This is a genomic window from Rhodobacter capsulatus SB 1003 (assembly GCF_000021865.1).
GTDB lineage: Bacteria > Pseudomonadota > Alphaproteobacteria > Rhodobacterales > Rhodobacteraceae > Rhodobacter > Rhodobacter capsulatus_B.
In genome coordinates, this window is the sequence record NC_014034.1 from 3,599,543 (window position 1) to 3,616,140 (window position 16,598).

The 16,598-nt window shown below is 66.3% G+C and carries 21 protein-coding genes and 1 tRNA gene; 12 read left to right on the forward strand and 10 right to left on the reverse strand.

From position 1 onward, the window contains the following. Positions 1–52 precede the first annotated feature (52 nt). Entirely contained in the window at positions 53–403 is a 351-nt protein-coding gene (locus RCAP_RS16795) for a hypothetical protein (RefSeq protein WP_013069090.1), read from the forward strand. 3 nt (positions 404–406) lie between these two features. Here the strand turns inward: RCAP_RS16795 and fmt are convergent, their stop codons facing one another. From fmt to def (RCAP_RS16810), 3 genes are read right to left on the reverse strand one after another with little or no spacing between them, the layout of a single operon-like run. Continuing rightward, complete coding sequence (gene fmt, locus RCAP_RS16800) at positions 407–1,300, reverse strand: methionyl-tRNA formyltransferase (protein WP_013069091.1); 894 nt, start codon at positions 1,298–1,300, stop codon at positions 407–409. Next, entirely contained in the window at positions 1,300–1,809 is a 510-nt protein-coding gene (def, locus tag RCAP_RS16805) for a peptide deformylase (protein ID WP_013069092.1), read from the reverse strand. Before def (RCAP_RS16805) ends, fmt begins: the two co-directional genes overlap by 1 nt. After that, complete coding sequence (gene def / locus RCAP_RS16810; RefSeq protein ID WP_037090894.1) at positions 1,810–2,340, reverse strand: peptide deformylase; 531 nt, start codon at positions 2,338–2,340, stop codon at positions 1,810–1,812. Between the two features lie 184 nt (positions 2,341–2,524). Here def (RCAP_RS16810) and RCAP_RS16815 point away from each other — a divergent pair, with 184 nt between their 5' ends. The 6 genes from RCAP_RS16815 (at position 2,525) to RCAP_RS19725 (ending at position 5,648) form a co-directional block, all read left to right on the forward strand. Beyond that, complete coding sequence (locus RCAP_RS16815; RefSeq protein WP_013069094.1) at positions 2,525–3,703, forward strand: MalY/PatB family protein; 1,179 nt, start codon at positions 2,525–2,527, stop codon at positions 3,701–3,703. 81 nt (positions 3,704–3,784) lie between these two features. Then, positions 3,785–4,021 carry a GlsB/YeaQ/YmgE family stress response membrane protein gene (locus tag RCAP_RS16820; protein ID WP_013069095.1) on the forward strand — a complete coding sequence of 79 codons (237 nt, stop codon included), beginning with the start codon at positions 3,785–3,787 and terminating at the stop codon, positions 4,019–4,021. Continuing rightward, positions 4,022–4,177 carry a hypothetical protein gene (locus RCAP_RS19720; protein ID WP_013069096.1) on the forward strand — a complete coding sequence of 52 codons (156 nt, stop codon included), beginning with the start codon at positions 4,022–4,024 and terminating at the stop codon, positions 4,175–4,177. It begins immediately after the preceding gene. A 69-nt stretch (positions 4,178–4,246) separates the two neighbouring features. Continuing rightward, positions 4,247–5,122 (forward strand): SPFH domain-containing protein, encoded by an 876-nt coding sequence (locus tag RCAP_RS16825; RefSeq protein WP_031320700.1) that lies wholly within the window; start codon positions 4,247–4,249, stop codon positions 5,120–5,122. Positions 5,123–5,124: 2 nt separating this feature from the next. Beyond that, positions 5,125–5,397, forward strand: coding sequence for an NfeD family protein (locus RCAP_RS16830; RefSeq protein ID WP_013069098.1), 273 nt, complete (start codon positions 5,125–5,127; stop codon positions 5,395–5,397). Positions 5,398–5,492: 95 nt separating this feature from the next. Then, positions 5,493–5,648 (forward strand): hypothetical protein, encoded by a 156-nt coding sequence (locus RCAP_RS19725; protein ID WP_013069099.1) that lies wholly within the window; start codon positions 5,493–5,495, stop codon positions 5,646–5,648. 68 nt (positions 5,649–5,716) lie between these two features. Here RCAP_RS19725 and pyrF read toward each other — a convergent pair whose 3' ends face one another. Together pyrF and RCAP_RS16840 are read right to left on the reverse strand one after the other, a co-directional pair. Then, positions 5,717–6,427, reverse strand: a complete 711-nt coding sequence (pyrF, locus tag RCAP_RS16835) for an orotidine-5'-phosphate decarboxylase (RefSeq protein ID WP_013069100.1) — start codon at positions 6,425–6,427, stop codon at positions 5,717–5,719. Between the two features lie 68 nt (positions 6,428–6,495). Continuing rightward, positions 6,496–6,699 (reverse strand): hypothetical protein, encoded by a 204-nt coding sequence (locus RCAP_RS16840; protein WP_013069101.1) that lies wholly within the window; start codon positions 6,697–6,699, stop codon positions 6,496–6,498. A gap of 204 nt (positions 6,700–6,903) precedes the next feature. On the opposite strand from RCAP_RS16840, the gene clpB reads away from it, so the two are divergent. Further along, positions 6,904–9,519, forward strand: coding sequence for an ATP-dependent chaperone ClpB (gene clpB, locus RCAP_RS16845; RefSeq protein ID WP_013069102.1), 2,616 nt, complete (start codon positions 6,904–6,906; stop codon positions 9,517–9,519). Between the two features lie 170 nt (positions 9,520–9,689). After that, on the forward strand, positions 9,690–10,952 hold the full coding sequence (locus RCAP_RS16850) for a DNA polymerase IV (protein WP_013069103.1): 1,263 nt from the start codon (positions 9,690–9,692) through the stop codon (positions 10,950–10,952). Here RCAP_RS16850 and RCAP_RS16855 read toward each other — a convergent pair whose 3' ends face one another. Next, on the reverse strand, positions 10,953–11,813 hold the full coding sequence (locus tag RCAP_RS16855) for an N-formylglutamate amidohydrolase (RefSeq protein WP_013069104.1): 861 nt from the start codon (positions 11,811–11,813) through the stop codon (positions 10,953–10,955). 157 nt (positions 11,814–11,970) lie between these two features. Between RCAP_RS16855 and RCAP_RS16860 the strand changes: the two genes are divergently transcribed. Next, positions 11,971–12,045, forward strand: a tRNA-Val gene (locus tag RCAP_RS16860). A gap of 63 nt (positions 12,046–12,108) precedes the next feature. After that, a complete protein-coding gene (gene ykgO / locus RCAP_RS16865; protein ID WP_013069105.1) occupies positions 12,109–12,234 on the forward strand; it encodes a type B 50S ribosomal protein L36 in 126 nt (41 codons plus the stop codon). Positions 12,235–12,307: 73 nt separating this feature from the next. Here ykgO and RCAP_RS16870 read toward each other — a convergent pair whose 3' ends face one another. From RCAP_RS16870 to RCAP_RS16880, 3 genes are read right to left on the reverse strand one after another with little or no spacing between them, the layout of a single operon-like run. Further along, the gene (locus RCAP_RS16870) at positions 12,308–12,958 is read right to left on the reverse strand and encodes an HAD family hydrolase (protein ID WP_013069106.1); all 651 of its coding nucleotides are present in this window, start codon (positions 12,956–12,958) and stop codon (positions 12,308–12,310) included. After that, the gene (gene rsmD, locus RCAP_RS16875; protein WP_013069107.1) at positions 12,955–13,518 is read right to left on the reverse strand and encodes a 16S rRNA (guanine(966)-N(2))-methyltransferase RsmD; all 564 of its coding nucleotides are present in this window, start codon (positions 13,516–13,518) and stop codon (positions 12,955–12,957) included. The genes RCAP_RS16870 and rsmD overlap by 4 nt, the downstream gene beginning before the upstream one ends. Further along, positions 13,515–14,714, reverse strand: a complete 1,200-nt coding sequence (locus RCAP_RS16880; protein ID WP_013069108.1) for an NAD(P)/FAD-dependent oxidoreductase — start codon at positions 14,712–14,714, stop codon at positions 13,515–13,517. The genes rsmD and RCAP_RS16880 overlap by 4 nt, the downstream gene beginning before the upstream one ends. Before the next feature lie 76 nt (positions 14,715–14,790). On the opposite strand from RCAP_RS16880, the gene RCAP_RS16885 reads away from it, so the two are divergent. After that, on the forward strand, positions 14,791–15,279 hold the full coding sequence (locus RCAP_RS16885; RefSeq protein ID WP_013069109.1) for a peroxiredoxin: 489 nt from the start codon (positions 14,791–14,793) through the stop codon (positions 15,277–15,279). Between the two features lie 145 nt (positions 15,280–15,424). On the opposite strand, the gene RCAP_RS16890 is transcribed toward RCAP_RS16885, so the two are convergent. Next, positions 15,425–16,594 carry a GNAT family N-acetyltransferase gene (locus tag RCAP_RS16890; protein ID WP_013069110.1) on the reverse strand — a complete coding sequence of 390 codons (1,170 nt, stop codon included), beginning with the start codon at positions 16,592–16,594 and terminating at the stop codon, positions 15,425–15,427. Positions 16,595–16,598 lie beyond the last annotated feature (4 nt).

The window sequence follows — 16,598 nt, forward strand, 5'->3', positions numbered from 1 at the left end:
ACACACTTGGCACGAGGGTTGCCCAGGGAGGGGTGACCCGCTGGAGGGTAAGATGGAGTTCTTGTCGAAGGAAATTCTGGCCGGCTTGCGCGAGGCGACCCGGCGCGACAGCAAACGCCCGGCGCGGCTGACCGTGCATGCCGGGGGCCGTGTCTGGCCGATCCTGAAACGCTGGTCGGGCGGCTTTTCGCTGGATGCGGCGCAGGTCACCAATCTGCGCGGCCATGTCCAGATCTTCGACGGCGAACGCCCCGTTGCCACCGCCCTGATCGTCGCCGCCGAGGTGGATGGCTTCGAGCTGATCTGTTCGACCAAGCGCGAAACCCCGGTGCGCCATGGTCCCGCGCTGGATTTCGAACGCGAGGACCGCACGCCGCCGCTGGGCTTCATGCCCCCCGCGTAAACGTCAAAGCCGCGCGGGCAGCGCCAGACCTTTGAGAATTTCGGCGGAGGGCATCGGTTTCTTGCCCTCCCGTTGCGCTTCCAGCACCCGAAGCGCCCCCGTGCCGCAGGCGATGTCGAAGCCGTGCAGCACCGTTCCGGGGTCACCGCAGCCCTCGGCTGGTTCGGCCCGCAGCAGCTTCACCCGCTCGCCCGCCACCTCGCACCAGGCCCCCGGAAAGGGCGAGAGCCCGTTCACCAGCCGCACCAGCTCTGCCGCCGGGCGGGTCCAGTCGATCTTCGCCTCGGCCTTGTCGATCTTGGCGGCATAGGTCACGCCCGCCTCGGACTGCGCTTCGGGGGTCAGATCGTCGAGCCGTTCGAGCGTCTCGCAGATCATCCGCGCGCCCATCGCACTCAGCCGGTCATGCAATTCGCCCGTCGTTTCGGTCGCGCCGATGGTCAGGGCCTCGCGCAGCAGCACCGGGCCGGTATCCAGCCCCGCCTCCATCTGCATGATGCAGATCCCGGTTTCCGCATCGCCCGACAGGATGGCGCGATGAATCGGCGCCGCCCCCCGCCAGCGCGGCAACAGCGAGGCGTGGATGTTCAGACAGCCGCGCCGGGGCGCATCCAGAATCGCCTGCGGCAGGATCAGCCCATAGGCAACGACAACCGCGATATCGGCGTTCAGCGCGGCGAAAGCCTCGCGATCCTCGGGCGCCTTGAAGTTCAAGGGATGGCGGACCGACAGACCCAGGGCCTCGGCGCGGGCCTGCACCGGCGAGGGCCGCAAGGCCTTGCCACGCCCGGCGGGCCGGGGCGGCTGGCTGTAGACGGCCACGACCTGATGCCGGACGGCGAGCGCCTCCAGCACCGGCACCGAAAATTCGGGCGTTCCCATGAAGATGACGCGCATCAGGCTTTCTTCGCGAATTTGGCCGATTTCGCCACCAGCATCTTGCGTTTGAGCATGCTGAGGTGATCGACATAGGTCTTGCCGTTCAGATGGTCGATCTGGTGCTGCACCGAGGTCGCCCAGAGATGGACGAAATCGCGCTCTTCAATCTCGCCCGCCGCATTCAGGAACCGCACCGTCACCGCGCGCGGCCGCGAAATCGTCGCCCAGACGCCGGGCAGGTTCGGGCTGGCCTCGTCATGCTCGCGCATCTGGCCCGAGGCATGCAGCACCTCGGGATTGGCCATCAAGATCGCCTGCCCCCGCGCTTCCGAGGCATCGACCACGGCCAGCCGCAGCATCACCCCGATCTGCGGCGCGGCCAGACCGACACCCTGCCCCGGCATCGCCTCCATCGTGTCGACCATGTCGGCCCAGATCGCGCGGATCTCGTCGGTGATCGCCTCGACCGGCGCGGCGGCGGTATGCAACCGCTTGTCGTCAAAACGAATGAAGGGACGGACGGCCACTTAGCCCCGCCCCTCGCGCGCCCATTCCCGCTTCAGCTTTTCCAGCTTGCGGGTGACCATCTGCCGCTTCAGCGGCCCCAGATGATCGATGAAGAGCTTGCCGTTCAGGTGGTCAAGTTCATGCTGCGCGCAGGTCGCCCAGAGCCCGTCGAACTGTTCCTCGTGCATCTGGCCGTCAAGGCCAAGCCAGCGCATCCGCACCTCTTTCGGGCGGGTCACATCGGCATATTGCTCCGGCAGCGAGAGGCAGCCTTCCTCGTGCACGTTCTTTTCCTCGGAGACCCAGGTGATTTCCGGATTGATCATCACCATGGCTTCGGGGAAACCGGTCTTTTCCTTCGCGCAATCCATCACGAAGATGCGCGACATGACGCCGATCTGCGGCGCGGCCAGGCCGACGCCGGGGGCATCATACATGGTTTCCAGCATGTCGTCGGCCAATTGGCGAATGGTGTCGTCCAGCGCTGCGACGGGGTCGCAAAGCTTCTTGAGCCGGGGATCGGGATGGATCAGGATGGGGCGCGTTGTCATGCGCATTTTTTATTGGATGCGGGCCGGTCGCGCAATGGCGACCTTTGCGCGCAGGGTCGTTCTGCAAAATGGCAAAATTTCGGGAAGAAGTTCCAAATATTACATCTTCACTGGAACATTGGACCGGAATATCAATCACATCAAGAACGATGCCCCAAACCTGCCATACGCTCAGGAGCCTGCCATGACCGCCCTTCCCGACTTCGACGAAGTCATCGACCGCATCGGCACCCATTCGGTGAAATGGGACTGCATGGAGAGCCTTTATGGCGTTTCCCCGCAGGAGGGAATCGCGATGTGGGTGGCGGACATGGACTTTCGCCCGCCGCAGGCGGTGCAGGACGCGCTGCAGACGCTGCTGCATCAGGGTGTTTATGGCTACTGGGGCGACGAGCGCGCCTATCAGGCCGCGATTCAATGGTGGATGGCGAACCGGCAAGGCTGGAAGATCCAGCCCGAATGGATCTTCACCACGCATGGGCTGGTGAACGGCACGGCGCTGTGCCTGCAGGCCTTCACCCAGCCGGGCGATGGCGTCGTTTTGATGACGCCGGTCTATCACGCTTTTGCCCGGGTCATCCGCGCTTCGGGGCGCAGGGTGGTCGAATGCCCGCTGGTGCAAATCGACGGCCGCTATGAAATGGATTTCGACGCCTGGGAGGCGAAGATGGACGGGACGGCGAAGATGCTGATCCTGTGTTCGCCGCACAATCCGGGCGGGCGCGTCTGGACCGAGGCCGAGCTGAAGGCAACGGCCGACTTCGCGCGGCGCCACAACCTGATCCTTGTCTCGGACGAGATCCACCATGATCTGGTGATGCCCGGGCACCGCCACATCCCGATGGCGGTGGCCGCGCCCGATCAGCCGGTGGTGATGATGACGGCGACGACCAAGACCTTCAACATCGCGGGCGGCCATTCCGGCAATGTGATCATCGCCGATCCGGCGCTGCGGGCGCGGTTTGCGGCCACCATGGCGGCGCTCGGGATCTCGGCGAACAGCTTCGGCATCGCCATGGCCACCGCCGCCTATTCCCCCGAGGGCGCCGCCTGGGTCGATGCGCTGAACACCTATCTGGACGGCAACCGCCACGCCTTCGACGCGATCGTGAACACGATCCCGGGCGTCAGGTCGATGCCGCTTCAGGCCACCTATCTGGCCTGGGTCGATTTCTCCGGCACCGGCATGGACACGGCCGAATTCATCGCGCGGGTGGAAAAGACCGCGAAGATCGCCGCCAATCACGGCGCCACCTTCGGCCTTGGCGGCAACGGCTTCCTGCGCTTCAACCTCGCCACGCCGCGGGCGCGGGTGATCGAGGCGGCCACCCGGTTGAAACAGGCCTTCGCCGATCTGCAATGACCGCGACCGCATGCCTGACGGGGGGCCTTTCCAACCGCCCTGCCCGCGCCCATATTGCGCGGGCATGAACGGGAGGCCCCCATGCCCATCATCACCTTTCTGATCATCGGCACCGCCGCAGGCTATCTGGCGACGCGGCTGATGAAAGTGAACACCGACATTCCGACGACCATCGCCCTTGGCATCTTCGGCGCGCTGATCGGCGGCTTCGTGCTGCGGTTCCTGATCTCGATCATGGGGCTGATGGCGGGTTTCGTCGGCGCCGTTCTGGGCGCCATGGTGCTGATCTGGGCCTGGCAGACCTGGGGCCGCCGCTAGATGTGGGGCCCCTTCCTCGGCTTTGCCGGCACCGCGTCCTTGCGGCTGATCTGGGCGCTTGCGGCGATCGGGATCTGGCTGATGAGCCGCCCGGGCGGTTGGGCCGTCGTCGTCGTCGCCATCCTGGTCGGCCTGAAACTCGTCCCCGAGCCCTGACCCCTTCCCAGCCCGGCGTCGGCCCCCCATATTGGAGCCAGTTTCAAACCGGAGGCTCCCTTGGACCCGATCACTCCTTCCGATTTCATCGGCGGCAATGCGATCATGCTGGCCGTCGCCTTTTTCCTGATCCTGTCGATTTTCCTGGGCGTGCGGATCGTGCCGCAATCCGAAAAACACGTGGTCGAGCGGTTCGGCCGGTTGCGCGCCGTGCTGGGCCCCGGCATCAACTTCATCGTCCCCTTCCTTGACCGCGTCGCGCACAAGGTCTCGGTGCTGGAACGGCAGCTGCCCACGACGCGGCAGGATGCGATCACCGCCGACAACGTGCTGGTGCAGGTCGATACCTCGGTCTTTTATCGCGTCATCGAGCCGGAAAAGACCGTCTACCGGATCCGCGACATCGACGCCGCCATCGCCACCACGGTTGCCGGGATCGTGCGCTCGCAGATCGGGCAGATGGAGCTTGATACGGTGCAGTCGAACCGCTCGCAGCTGATCACCCATATCCGCGACAATGTCTCGAATGTCGTCGATGACTGGGGGATCGAGGTGACCCGGACCGAGATTCTGGACGTGAATCTGGACGAGGCGACCCGGGCCGCGATGTTGCAGCAGCTCAACGCCGAGCGGGCGCGGCGCGCGCAGGTGATGGAGGCCGAGGGCCGCAAACGGGCGGTGGAGCTGGCGGCGGATGCCGATCTTTACGCCGCCGAACAGGCCGCCAAGGCGATCCGCGTCACCGCCGAGGCCGAGGCTTTCGCCACCTCGGTGATCGCCGAGGCGATCGCGAAGAACGGCCTTGAAGCGGCGCAATATCAGGTGGCGTTGAAACAGGTCGAGGCGCTGGCCAAGGTCGCGACGGGCGCGGGCAAGCAGACGGTGCTGCTGCCGACCTCGGCGATCGAGGCCTTTGGCGAAGCCTTCAAGATGTGGAAGAAGTGATCATGTGGTGGCAAGAACCCTGGGTCTGGGTGGTGGCGGCGGCGGTGATGGGCGGCGCCGAAATGCTGCTGCCGGGCTTTTTCCTGCTTGGCTTCGCCGCCGGGGCGCTTTTGGTGGCGGGTCTTCTTTGGCTTGGGCTTCTGGGCGGCAGCCTGCCCGCGCTGATTCTGGTGATGACCGTCGCGGCGATCGCGGTCTGGCTGATCGCGCGCAAGCTGGCCGGGGTCCGGGCGGGGCAAACGCGGATCTGGGATCGGGACATCAACGAAAACTGAAAAATTGTCACATTCAGGAAGTGGAATTGATCTAAGTTATGGACGACTCGGTTGCTGCGGCGTAGAGACGCAGGTGGCAAATCAGGAGAGATGACATGTATGATGATTTCCCGAAAGAAGCGAAAAGCTTCAAGTACTTCCTTGTTAGCGTAACCGTTTGTCTGGTCGGCCTTGTGGCCTGGCTCTCCTTTGCCCAGCCGATGGGTCTTGGACACGGGGCCGGGGCGGCGGAGGCTTCCACCCACCAGTGACGGATGTCACATCATGCACGAAAACGGCGGCCCGGTCGGAGCCGCCGTTTTCGTTTGCGCCTGCGAGATCAGATCCCGGCGATCTCGCGCAAGATCGCCTGCGCGGCGGCCTGCGGATCGGCGGCCTGCCAGATCGGACGGCCGACCACCAGATGATCGGCGCCCGCCTGCAACGCCGCAGCCGGGGTTTCGACCCGCTTCTGATCGCCCAGCGCCGCCCCCGCGGGCCGCACGCCCGGGGTGACGATCAGCTTGCCCGCCGCCTCGGGCAGGGCGCGGATCAGCGCCGCTTCCCGGGGCGAGGCAATCACCCCGTCCGCCCCGGCCAGAAAGGCCCGCCCGGCGCGTTCGACGACCAGATCGGCCACGGCGCCGTCGCGGATCAAGGCGGCATCCAGATCGGCGCGATCCAGCGAGGTCAGGATGGTGACGGCCAGGATCTTCAGATCCTTGCCCGCAGCGCCCTGTTTCGCCGCCGTCACCACATGGGGGTCGCCATGCACGGTCAGGAGATCCAGATCATAGCGGGACAGACCGCGCACCGCCGCTTCGACCGTCGCCCCGATGTCGAACAGCTTCATGTCGAGGAAGATCTTCTTGCCCTGCTCGCCCTTCAGCTCATTCGCGAGCGCCAGCCCGCCGCCGGTCAGCATGCCAAGGCCGATCTTGTAGAAACTGACCGAATCGCCCAGTTGTTTCGCCAGCTCCAGCCCCGCAAGGGCGTTCGGAACATCCATCGCGACGATCAGGCGATCATCGGCGGGAAGAAGATCGGTCATGGCAGCCCTCCTGCGGTGCAAACGCCGGGGTTTTGCCCCTGATGCCGCAGGCGGTCAAGCGAATTGGGTCAGACGATCCCGCCGCGCCGCCGCGCCTCGCGGGTCAGGGCCCGGACCAGCCGCCGGTGCCCCATGTCGGGCGTGGCCTGCACCCGCACCGGAACCCGCATGGGCGCCGGCAGGCCGGGGGCGAAGAACTCCACCACCGCTTCGAACTGACGAAGCGCGGCGTTGTAGATCAGATGCGCGATGCGGACGGCGACATGCTGCATGGGATGACCTCGCGTGTTGAGCCTTCAGCATGAACGTGAAGTCTTGGCGAATGGTTTCCAACCCTGGCTCACGGGAATTTTTTTCGCGACCCGCCGCCTCCTCTTGAACCGCGAAAATCGCCCAACCACCTTTGCAGCAAGACCCGGGAGCGGCGTGCCATGGTGGGCGCCAGGATCTCGGGGGCTTTACCAAGGAGAGACCCGATGAACATGGAGAAGTTCACGGAACGGTCGCGCGGCTTCCTGCAGGCGGCGCAGACGATCGCGATGCGCGAGGGCCATCAGCGGGTGGTGCCCGAACATCTGCTCAAGGCGCTGATGGATGACGATCAGGGGCTTTCGGCCAATCTGATCAAGCGCGCCGGGGGCGAGCCCGCCCGGGTGCAGGAAAGTGTCGATCTGTTCGTCTCGAAGCTGCCGAAAGTCTCGGGCGGCGACGGACAGGTCTATGTCGAACAGGCGCTGGTGCGGGTTCTGGACGAGGCCGAGAAACTGGCAAAGAAAGCGGGCGACAGCTTCGTTCCGGTGGAGCGGATGCTGATGGCCTTGGCGATGGTGAACACCCGCGCCAAGGATGCGCTCGATGCGGGCGCGGTGACGGCGCAAAAGCTGAACACCGCGATCAACGACATCCGCAAGGGCCGCACCGCAGACAGCGCCAATGCCGAGCAAGGCTATGATGCGCTGAAGAAATATGCCCGCGACCTGACCGCGGCCGCCGAGGAAGGCAAGATCGATCCGATCATCGGCCGCGACGATGAAATCCGCCGCACCATGCAGGTGCTGTCGCGTCGTACCAAGAACAACCCGGTGCTGATCGGGGAACCCGGCGTGGGCAAAACCGCCATTGCCGAGGGGCTGGCGCTTCGCATCATCAACGGCGACGTGCCCGAAAGCTTGCGCAACAAGAAACTCCTCGCGCTCGACATGGGCGCCTTGATCGCGGGCGCGAAATACCGCGGCGAATTCGAGGAACGGCTGAAGGCGATCCTGAAGGAAATCGAGGCCGCGGCGGGGGAAATCATCCTCTTCATCGACGAGATGCACACGCTGGTCGGCGCGGGCAAATCCGAAGGCGCGATGGATGCGGCGAACCTGATCAAACCGGCGCTGGCGCGGGGCGAGTTGCATTGCGTCGGCGCCACTACGCTCGATGAATACCGCAAATATGTGGAGAAAGACGCGGCCTTGGCGCGGCGGTTCCAGCCGGTGATGGTGAATGAGCCGACGGTCGAGGACACGATCTCGATCCTGCGCGGCATCAAGGAGAAATACGAGCTGCACCACGGGGTGCGGATCTCCGATTCGGCGCTCGTCGCGGCGGCGACGCTCTCGCATCGCTACATCACCGACCGCTTCCTGCCCGACAAGGCGATCGACCTGGTCGACGAGGCGGCCTCGCGTCTGCGCATGGAAGTCGACAGCAAGCCCGAGGAACTTGATGCGCTGGATCGCCAGATCCTGCAGATGCAGATCGAGGCCGAGGCGCTGAGACGCGAGGATGACAGCGCCTCGAAGGATCGTCTCGAGAAACTCGAGAAGGATCTGGCCGATGTGCAGCAGCGCGCTGCCGAGATGACGGCGAAATGGCAGGCCGAGCGGGACATGCTGGAGGCCTCGCGGTCGGTCAAGGAGCAGCTCGATCAGGCCCGGGCGGCGCTGGAACAGGCCAAGCGCGAGGGCAATTTCGCCAAGGCGGGCGAGCTGCAATATGGCCGCATCCCGGAGCTGGAACGGGTGCTGGCCGAGGCCGAGACCGTGGCCGAGGGCAAGATGGTCGAAGAGGCCGTCCGCCCCGAGCAGATCGCCGAGGTGGTGGAACGCTGGACCGGCATTCCGACCTCGAAGATGCTCGAAGGCGAGCGCGAGAAGCTCTTGAAGATGGAGGAGGAACTGCACAAGCGGGTGATCGGGCAGGATGCCGCGATCACCGCGGTGGCCAATGCCGTGCGCCGTGCCCGCGCCGGGCTGAATGACGAGAACCGGCCGCTCGGCTCGTTCCTGTTCCTCGGGCCGACCGGGGTGGGGAAGACCGAACTGACGAAGGCGGTCGCGAATTATCTCTTCGACGACGACGCGGCGATGGTGCGGATCGACATGTCGGAATTCATGGAGAAACACTCCGTGTCCCGGCTGATCGGCGCCCCGCCCGGCTATGTCGGCTATGACGAAGGCGGCGTGCTGACCGAAGCCGTGCGGCGGCGCCCCTATCAGGTGGTTCTGTTCGACGAGGTGGAAAAGGCGCATCCCGATGTCTTCAACGTGCTGTTGCAGGTGCTCGACGACGGCATGCTGACCGATGGTCAGGGCCGCACCGTCGATTTCAAGCAGACGCTGATCGTGCTGACTTCGAACCTCGGAAGCCAGGCGCTCAGCCGCCTGCCCGAGGGCACGGACGGCTCCGAGGCCAAGGCCGAGGTGATGGAGGCGGTGCGGATGCATTTCCGCCCCGAATTCCTGAACCGGCTGGACGAGATGGTGATCTTCGACCGGCTGACGCGCGAGAACATGGACGGGATCGTGACGGTCCAGCTCAAGCGGCTGGAAGCGCGGCTGGCGCAGCGCAAGATCGCGCTGGCGCTGGACGAAGCGGCGCTGAAATGGCTGGCCGACGAGGGCTACGACCCGGTCTTTGGCGCCCGGCCGCTGAAACGGGTGATCCAGCGCGCGCTGCAGGACCCGCTGGCCGAGCTGATCCTGGCCGGGACGGTGAAGGACGGCGAGACGCTTCCGGTGACCGCCGGTCCCGACGGGCTGGTGGTCGGCGGCAAGGTCTCGGCCAGCCAGCGCGTCCAGACCGAACCGCGCGTGCTGAACTGATACGGGAGTGGGGGCTCTGCCCCCGCTTCGCTCCCCCCGGGATATTTGGGCAAGGTAAAAGCATTGCCCTTTATCTTGCCTCAGATATCCCGGGGGTGAATTTTGGCGCAGCCAAAAGAGGGGCAGCGCCCCCTCCCCCACGGCCGGGTCCTGCGTTAGAATTGATCACCATGCCCGCGCTTTGCCGTGATTGCCTTGCCACCTTCGACACCGCCCCCGCACGCTGTCCGCGCTGCGGGCGACCGCGTCTGCTGCGTCATCCCGAGCTGTTCACCCTTTCCGTCGCCCATGTCGATTGCGACAGTTTCTATGCCTCGGTCGAAAAGCTCGATGACCCGAGCCTGGCCGACAAGCCGCTGATCGTCGGCGGTGGCACCCGCGGCGTCGTCACCACCTGCTGCTACATCGCCCGCATCGCCGGGGTCCGCTCGGCCATGCCGATGTTTCAGGCCCGCAAGCTCTGCCCGGAGGCGGTGGTGCTGCGCCCGCGCAAGGACCGCTATGCCGAGGTCTCCGCCCTGATCCGGGCGAAATTCGCCGCGCTCACGCCGCTCGTCGAACCGCTGTCGCTGGACGAGGCGTTTCTGGACCTGACCGGCACCGCCCGGCTGCATCATGCGGCCCCCGCCGTCAGCCTGGCCCGGGTGATCCGCGAGATCGAGACCGAAATCGGCGTCACCGCTTCGGTCGGGCTCTCGCACAACAAGTTTCTGGCGAAGATCGCCTCGGATCTCGACAAGCCGCGCGGCTTTTCGGTGATCGGGCGGGCCGAGACGGAGGCCTTCCTGCGCGACAAGCCCGCCTCGATCCTCTGGGGCGTGGGCGAGGCGACGCGGGCGGCGCTGGCGCGCGCGGGGCTGCGCAGCCTCGCCGAGATCCGCCGCGCCGGTCAGGATGCGCTCGAAAGCCGGTTCGGCGCCACCGGGCTGCGGCTTTACGAACTGGCGCAGGGGATCGACCGCCGCCGCGTCATCCCCGATGCCGAGATCAAGTCGGTCTCGCACGAGACCACGTTTGACAGCGACATTTCCGACCGCGACCGGCTGGCCGACATCCTGTGGACGATGTGCGAAAAGGCCGCCGCGCGGATGAAGGCGAAGGGGCTCGAGGGCCGCACGGCGACATTGAAGCTGCGGCGGCGGGATTTTTCCGCGCTCAGCCGTCAGGTCAGGCTCGAGGAACCCTCGCAGCTGGCCGACACGCTGTTTCGCGCGACCGAGGCGCTGCTGCGGACCCTGCCCGAGCCGGGGCCGTTCCGGCTGATCGGCGCGGGCTATTCCGACCTGTCCCCGGCGGGCGGCCGCGATCCGATCGGCGATCTGCTCGATCCGCAGGCGACGGCGCGAGCGGCGGCGGAACGGGCGGCGGATGCGATCCGGGCGAAATTCGGCGCCGAGGCGATCCGGCTGGGCCGCGGCCTGACCAAAGACTGATCACTCTGCCGCCATCCGGGCATCGCCGCGGATCAGATCGGCCAGTTCGACGAAGACCGCCCCGATCGCCTGGGCGAAACGGTCGAACCCGGGCAGGGGTTCGATCCGTTCCTCGTCCATGTAAAGCGCCCGGGCAATCTCGATCTGCAGCACCTCGACCCCCTCGGCGGGGCGGCCGTAGCGCTGCGCCACATAGGCCCCGGCAAAGGGGCTGTTGCGCGCCACCCGCAGCCCGGCGCGGCGAAAGGCCTGTTCGACGGCCAGACTGGTCTCGGCCCGGGCCGAGGCGCCGAAGCGGTCGCCCAGCACGATGTCCGGCCCCGGACCGCCGCTGGCGGCCTCGCTCGGCATCGAATGGACGTCGAACAGCAGCGCCCGGCCGAATCGGGCATGGCGGTCGCACAGAAGCCCCGAAAGCTGGCCGTGATAGGGGCGCCAGATTCGGGCCAGCCGGTCTTCGGCCTCGGCGCGCGGGATCTTGCCGCGGAAAATCTCGCGCCCGCCGGCGACGACGCGCGGAATCACCCCCAGCCCGGTCAGCACCCTTGCCCCGCCCGAGCCCCGGGTCACCCCCTCGATCAGCGCCGGATCCAGCTCGTCCTCGGCCCGGTTGAGATCGACGAAAGCACGCGGATAGACCGCCTCGATCAGCGTTGCCCCGGCCTTTGGCACCCGCGTCAGAAGCCTGTCCACAAAGGCATCTTCCGAAGATCGCAGCCGCAAAAGGTCAAGCTGGGCGCGGCGGGTGAAATCGGCCGGATAGAAGCGGCCCGAATGCGGCGACGCGAAGACGACCCCGGAACTCAGCGTTTCGGGCAGGTGCAGCCGATAGGGCTGGATCGATGCGGAAACCTCGGCCATGGGCCCTCCTTCGAAAGAAAGACTACACCGAATTCTTTTCCTGCCAAAAGGCCCTTGAAAGCCGGAACGACTCCTTTTATAGACCCCCAGACCGACGCGGTTGCAGTCAGGTTCCTTGCTACGGAAGGGGACGCGGCAGCAAACGGCGAAAGTTTCCGGGCGGTTAGCTCAGCGGTAGAGCACTACGTTGACATCGTAGGGGTCACTGGTTCGATCCCAGTACCGCCCACCATTCACCGCCCCTTCGGGGGCATTCGTTTTCAAGGCGCACGTCGCCGCGAACAGGAGAAGACCGATGAAGGTCCGCAACTCGCTCCGCTCGCTCAAGCAGCGTCATCGCGATTGCCAGATCGTGCGCCGTAAAGGCCGCGTCTACGTGATCAACAAGACGCAAAAGCGCTTCAAGGCCCGTCAGGGCTGAGGCCGCCTTCGAGCAGTTCAAAAGGCCGCTGGGGAAACCCGGCGGTCTTTTTCTTTGGCGGTCCGGATCAGCCTCAGGCAAGGCCGATCAATCCGGGCAGCGCGGCCAGATCGGTGAAGATCTCGGCCCCGGCCGCCCGCAGCGCCGCGGAATCGCCCTGCGGCGCATAGCCAAGGCAGCGCATCCCGGCCGCTTGCGCCGCCTGCGCCCCGGGGCCGCTGTCCTCGACCACCACGCAATCAGCCGGGGCAACGCCCAGAAACGCCGCCGCCGTCAGGTAAAGATCCGGGGCCGGTTTCGGGCAGCCCAGATCCTGGCCGGAAAACAGCCGATCCTGCAGCCGCGCCCAAAGCGCCGGATGGCGGCCAAGGCTGGCCTGCATCTTCGCGCGCCGCCCGTTCGAGCCGACGGCATAGGCAATCCCCGCCGCATCCAGCCGGTCAAGCAGCGATTCGACGCCCGGCATCAGCTCTGCCCGGTCGCGCAACATCGCGTAAAGCCGGGCGTAAAACGCCTCGCACCAGCCGGGCCCCAGCCCCGCGCCCATGTCGTTCGCCACCCGCTGCACCCGTTCCAGCGTGCCGCCCAGAAACAACGCCTCCATCTGCGGGATCGTCAGATCCAGCCCATGCGCCGCCAGATCTTCCTGCAGCGCCAGAAAGGTCATCGGCTCGCTGTCGACCAGCACGCCGTCACAGTCGAACAAAACGGCTTTCACGCTCATGCGGGCATCCGGGCCAAGGTCACGATGGTGTCGCCGTAGCGGCGCTGGTCGATCTGGCCGAGCGGTTCCGGCACGACCGGCACGGTGTTTTCCTCCCACACGACCATCGCGCCGGGGGCGATCCAGCCGTTGGCCAGACAGGAGGCCAGCGCCTTCTCCCCCAGCCCCTGCCCATAGGGCGGGTCGAGGAAGACCAGCCCGTAACCGGCACCGCGGCAGAGCCCCATGGCCGTCGCATCGCGGCGCCAGATGTCGGTCACGCCCATCGCCCGCATCAGCTCGACATTCTTGCGAAGCAGCACCCGCGCCGCCGTGCCGTCATCGACAAAAGCCACCCGGGCGGCGCCGCGGGACAAGGCCTCCAGCCCCAAGGCCCCGGTGCCCGCGAACAGATCCAGCACCCGCGCCCCCGGAATCGGATTGCCATGGGTGCCGTTGATCAGAAGGTTGAAGATGCTCTCGCGCACCCGGTCGGTGGTCGGGCGCAGATGCGCGGCCCTGTCGCCCTCGCCCACCTCGGCCAGTTTCAGGCCCCGTTTTTCGCCGCCGATGATTCTCATGCCATCAGCGCCTTGAGATCGCTGGCCATTTCGACCTGTTCGGGCGTCACCGCCTTGCCCCCCTCGATCAGCCGCTTGCCGATCATGTAGGCGCGCGGCGCATCCAGCGCATCGACCGCAATCAGCCGACCTTCGCGGAAATACCAGAACGATTGTCCCTCCGCGGTGCGGGTCACCACCCGGTCATGGCCGGTGCAAAGACCCGCGATCTGCAGCTTCGAGGCAAACTGATCCGACCAGAACCAGGGTTTCGGCTGATAGGCCTTGCCCGCGCCCAGCATGTTTTCCGCCACCAACTCGCCCATGTCGATCGCATTGCCGACCGATTCGATCCGCATCCGCCCCTCGGGCCCCGGCAGCGCGGCACAATCGCCCGCCGCCCAGATGGAGGGGTCACTGGTGCGGCCAAATTCATCGACCGCGATCCCCTCGTCGATCAAAAGCCCCGCCGCTGCGGCCAGATCGGTGCGCGGATCGACCCCGATGCCGACGACGATGAAATCGGCGGGCAGGATGCGGCCATCGGCCAGTTCGACGCCGCTTACCCGGCCCTCGCCCAGCACCCGGGTGATGCCGATGTCTTCCAGAATCTCGACCCCATGCGCCCGGTGCATCTCGCGGATCGCATTCGCCGTTTCCACCCCCGCGACGCGGCGCAGGATGCGGGCGCGGGTATGCACCAGCTTCGCGGTCAGGCCCCGCTTGCAGGCCACCGCCGCAGCTTCAAGCCCGATATAGCCGCCGCCCACGACGACCAGATTGCGCCCGGGCACGAATTCATCCGCCATCGCCTGGGTGTCGGCCAGATCGCGCAGGGTGTAGATGCCCGAAAGCCCCTCGGCCCCCATCTCGGCGGGAAGGTGGCGCGGCACCGCCCCGGTGCACAGCGCCAGATGATCGTAAGGCAACCGCTCGTCGCCGATCAGCACGGCTTTCGCGGCGCGGTCGATGCCGGTGACCCGGGTGCCCACGCGCAGCGTCACCCGGTTCGCCGCATACCAGTCATCGCCGCGCAGCGTAAGCCGCTCCAGCGGCATCTCGCCCAGAAGATAGGCCTTGGACAGCGGCGGGCGCTGATAGGGGGGCACCGGCTCCTCGCCCAGAATGGTCACGTCGCCGTCGTATCCCAAAGCCCGGGCCTTCGCCGCCAGAGAGGCCGCCGCCTGCCCGCCGCCCACAATCACGATGCCGCTCATGCTCTTCCTCTGGTCATGTCCCTTCCCGCCCCTATATCCCTGATGCACAGCCCGTGCCAAGCGAAGGGAGAACGCAATGACACTGACGGTTGGGGAGAAACTTCCCGCGGCAACGCTTTTGAAGATCGGCGCCAATGGCCCCGAGGCGGTCGATCTGGCGGCGCTGACCGCGGGCCGCAAGGTGGTGATCTTCGCCGTGCCGGGCGCCTATACCGGCGTCTGCACCACCGCCCATGTGCCCAGCTTCATCCGCACCAAACCGCAATTCGGCGCCAAGGGCGTGGACGAGATCCTTTGCGTCTCGGTCAATGATCCCTTCGTCATGGCCGCCTGGGGCGAGGCGACGGGGGCCACCGCCGCCGGGATCACCCTGCTCGCCGATGCCGAGGCCGCCTTCACCAAGGCGATCGGCATGGCGTTTTCCGCGCCGCCGGTCGGGCTGATCGACCGCTCGGCCCGCTATGCGATGCTGGTGGAAGATGGCGTGGTGAAAGTGCTGAACCGCGAGGAAAGCCCGGGCGTCTGCGAACTTTCGGCGGGCGAAGGCCTGCTCGCGGCGCTCTGACCCGAGGGGCGCAGGGCGTATTTGGACCAAGAAGAAACCCCGGTCTTCTTCTTGGCAAAAATACGCCCCTTTCCGCGGCCGCAGCCCTCGCAACCCGGGGGATTTGCGTATTTGGACCAGGAAAAGCCCGCTGCTTTTTCTTGGATTAAATACGCTCTTCTTCCCGATAGGGGCCAAGCTCCGCCAGCGCATCGGCTTCCTCGGCCACCGCCGCGCGCTCCTGTTCCAGATAGTCGGCGACGGCCCGGCGGAAGCCGGGATGCGGGATGTGATGCACCGAATGCGTCACCGTCGGCAGGTAGCCGCGCGCCAGCTTGTGCTCGCCCTGCGCCCCCGCCTCGACCCGGGCAAAGCCCTGCGCAATCGCCCAGTCCACCGCCTGATGGTAACACAGCTCGAAATGCAGGAAGGCGTAGTCCTCAAGACAGCCCCAGTAGCGGCCATATAATGTGTCGCGCCCGATGAAATTGAGCGCCCCGGCCACGGCGCGGCCGTCCTTTTCCGCGACGACCAGAAGCACCGCATCGCGCATCTCGTGCAGCGCGTCAAAGAAGGCGCGGGTCAGATAGGGGCGGCCCCATTTCCGCGCCCCGGTATCCAGATAAAAGGCCCACATCGCCTCCCAGTGGCGGTCCTCGATCGCCGCGCCGGTCAGGGCCCGGATCGTGCCGCCAAAATCCTGCGCCCGCGTGCGCTCCTTGCGCAAAGCCTTGCGCTTGCGCGAGGCGAGCGTGGCCAGGAAATCCTCGTATCCGCCATAGCCGCGATTTTCCCAATGAAACTGCACGCCGGTGCGGTGCAGCCAGCCTGCCGAGCTGGCCGCTCCGGCCTCGGCCTCGGTGCAAAAGGTCAGATGCGCCGAGGAATGGCCCCCCCGCCGCGTCAGTTCCGCCATCGCCTGCAACAGCGCCGCCTGCCCGATCTCCTCCTGCCCCGGACGGCACAAAAGCCGCCGCCCGGTGACCGGGGTGAAGGGCACGGCGCCCTGCAATTTCGGATAATAGCTGCCGCCCGCGCGATGCCAGGCCTCGGCCCAGGCATGATCGAAGACATATTCGCCCTGCGAATGGCTTTTTCGGTAAAAGGGCGCGACGGCGATCACCGCCCCCGCATGCCGCGCCAGCAGATGATGCGGCGTCCAGCCCGTGCCCGGCCCGACCGAGCCGGAAGCCTCGAGCGCCGCAAGGAAGCGATGCGTGGTGAACGGATCGCGGGGGCGGCCGCCATCCGCGGCCTCGGGGCAGGCGCAGGCATCCCATTCCGCCGCCGGAACCGAGGAAATCCCTGCCAGAACGTTGACTTCGACGCTGTCCAAGAGC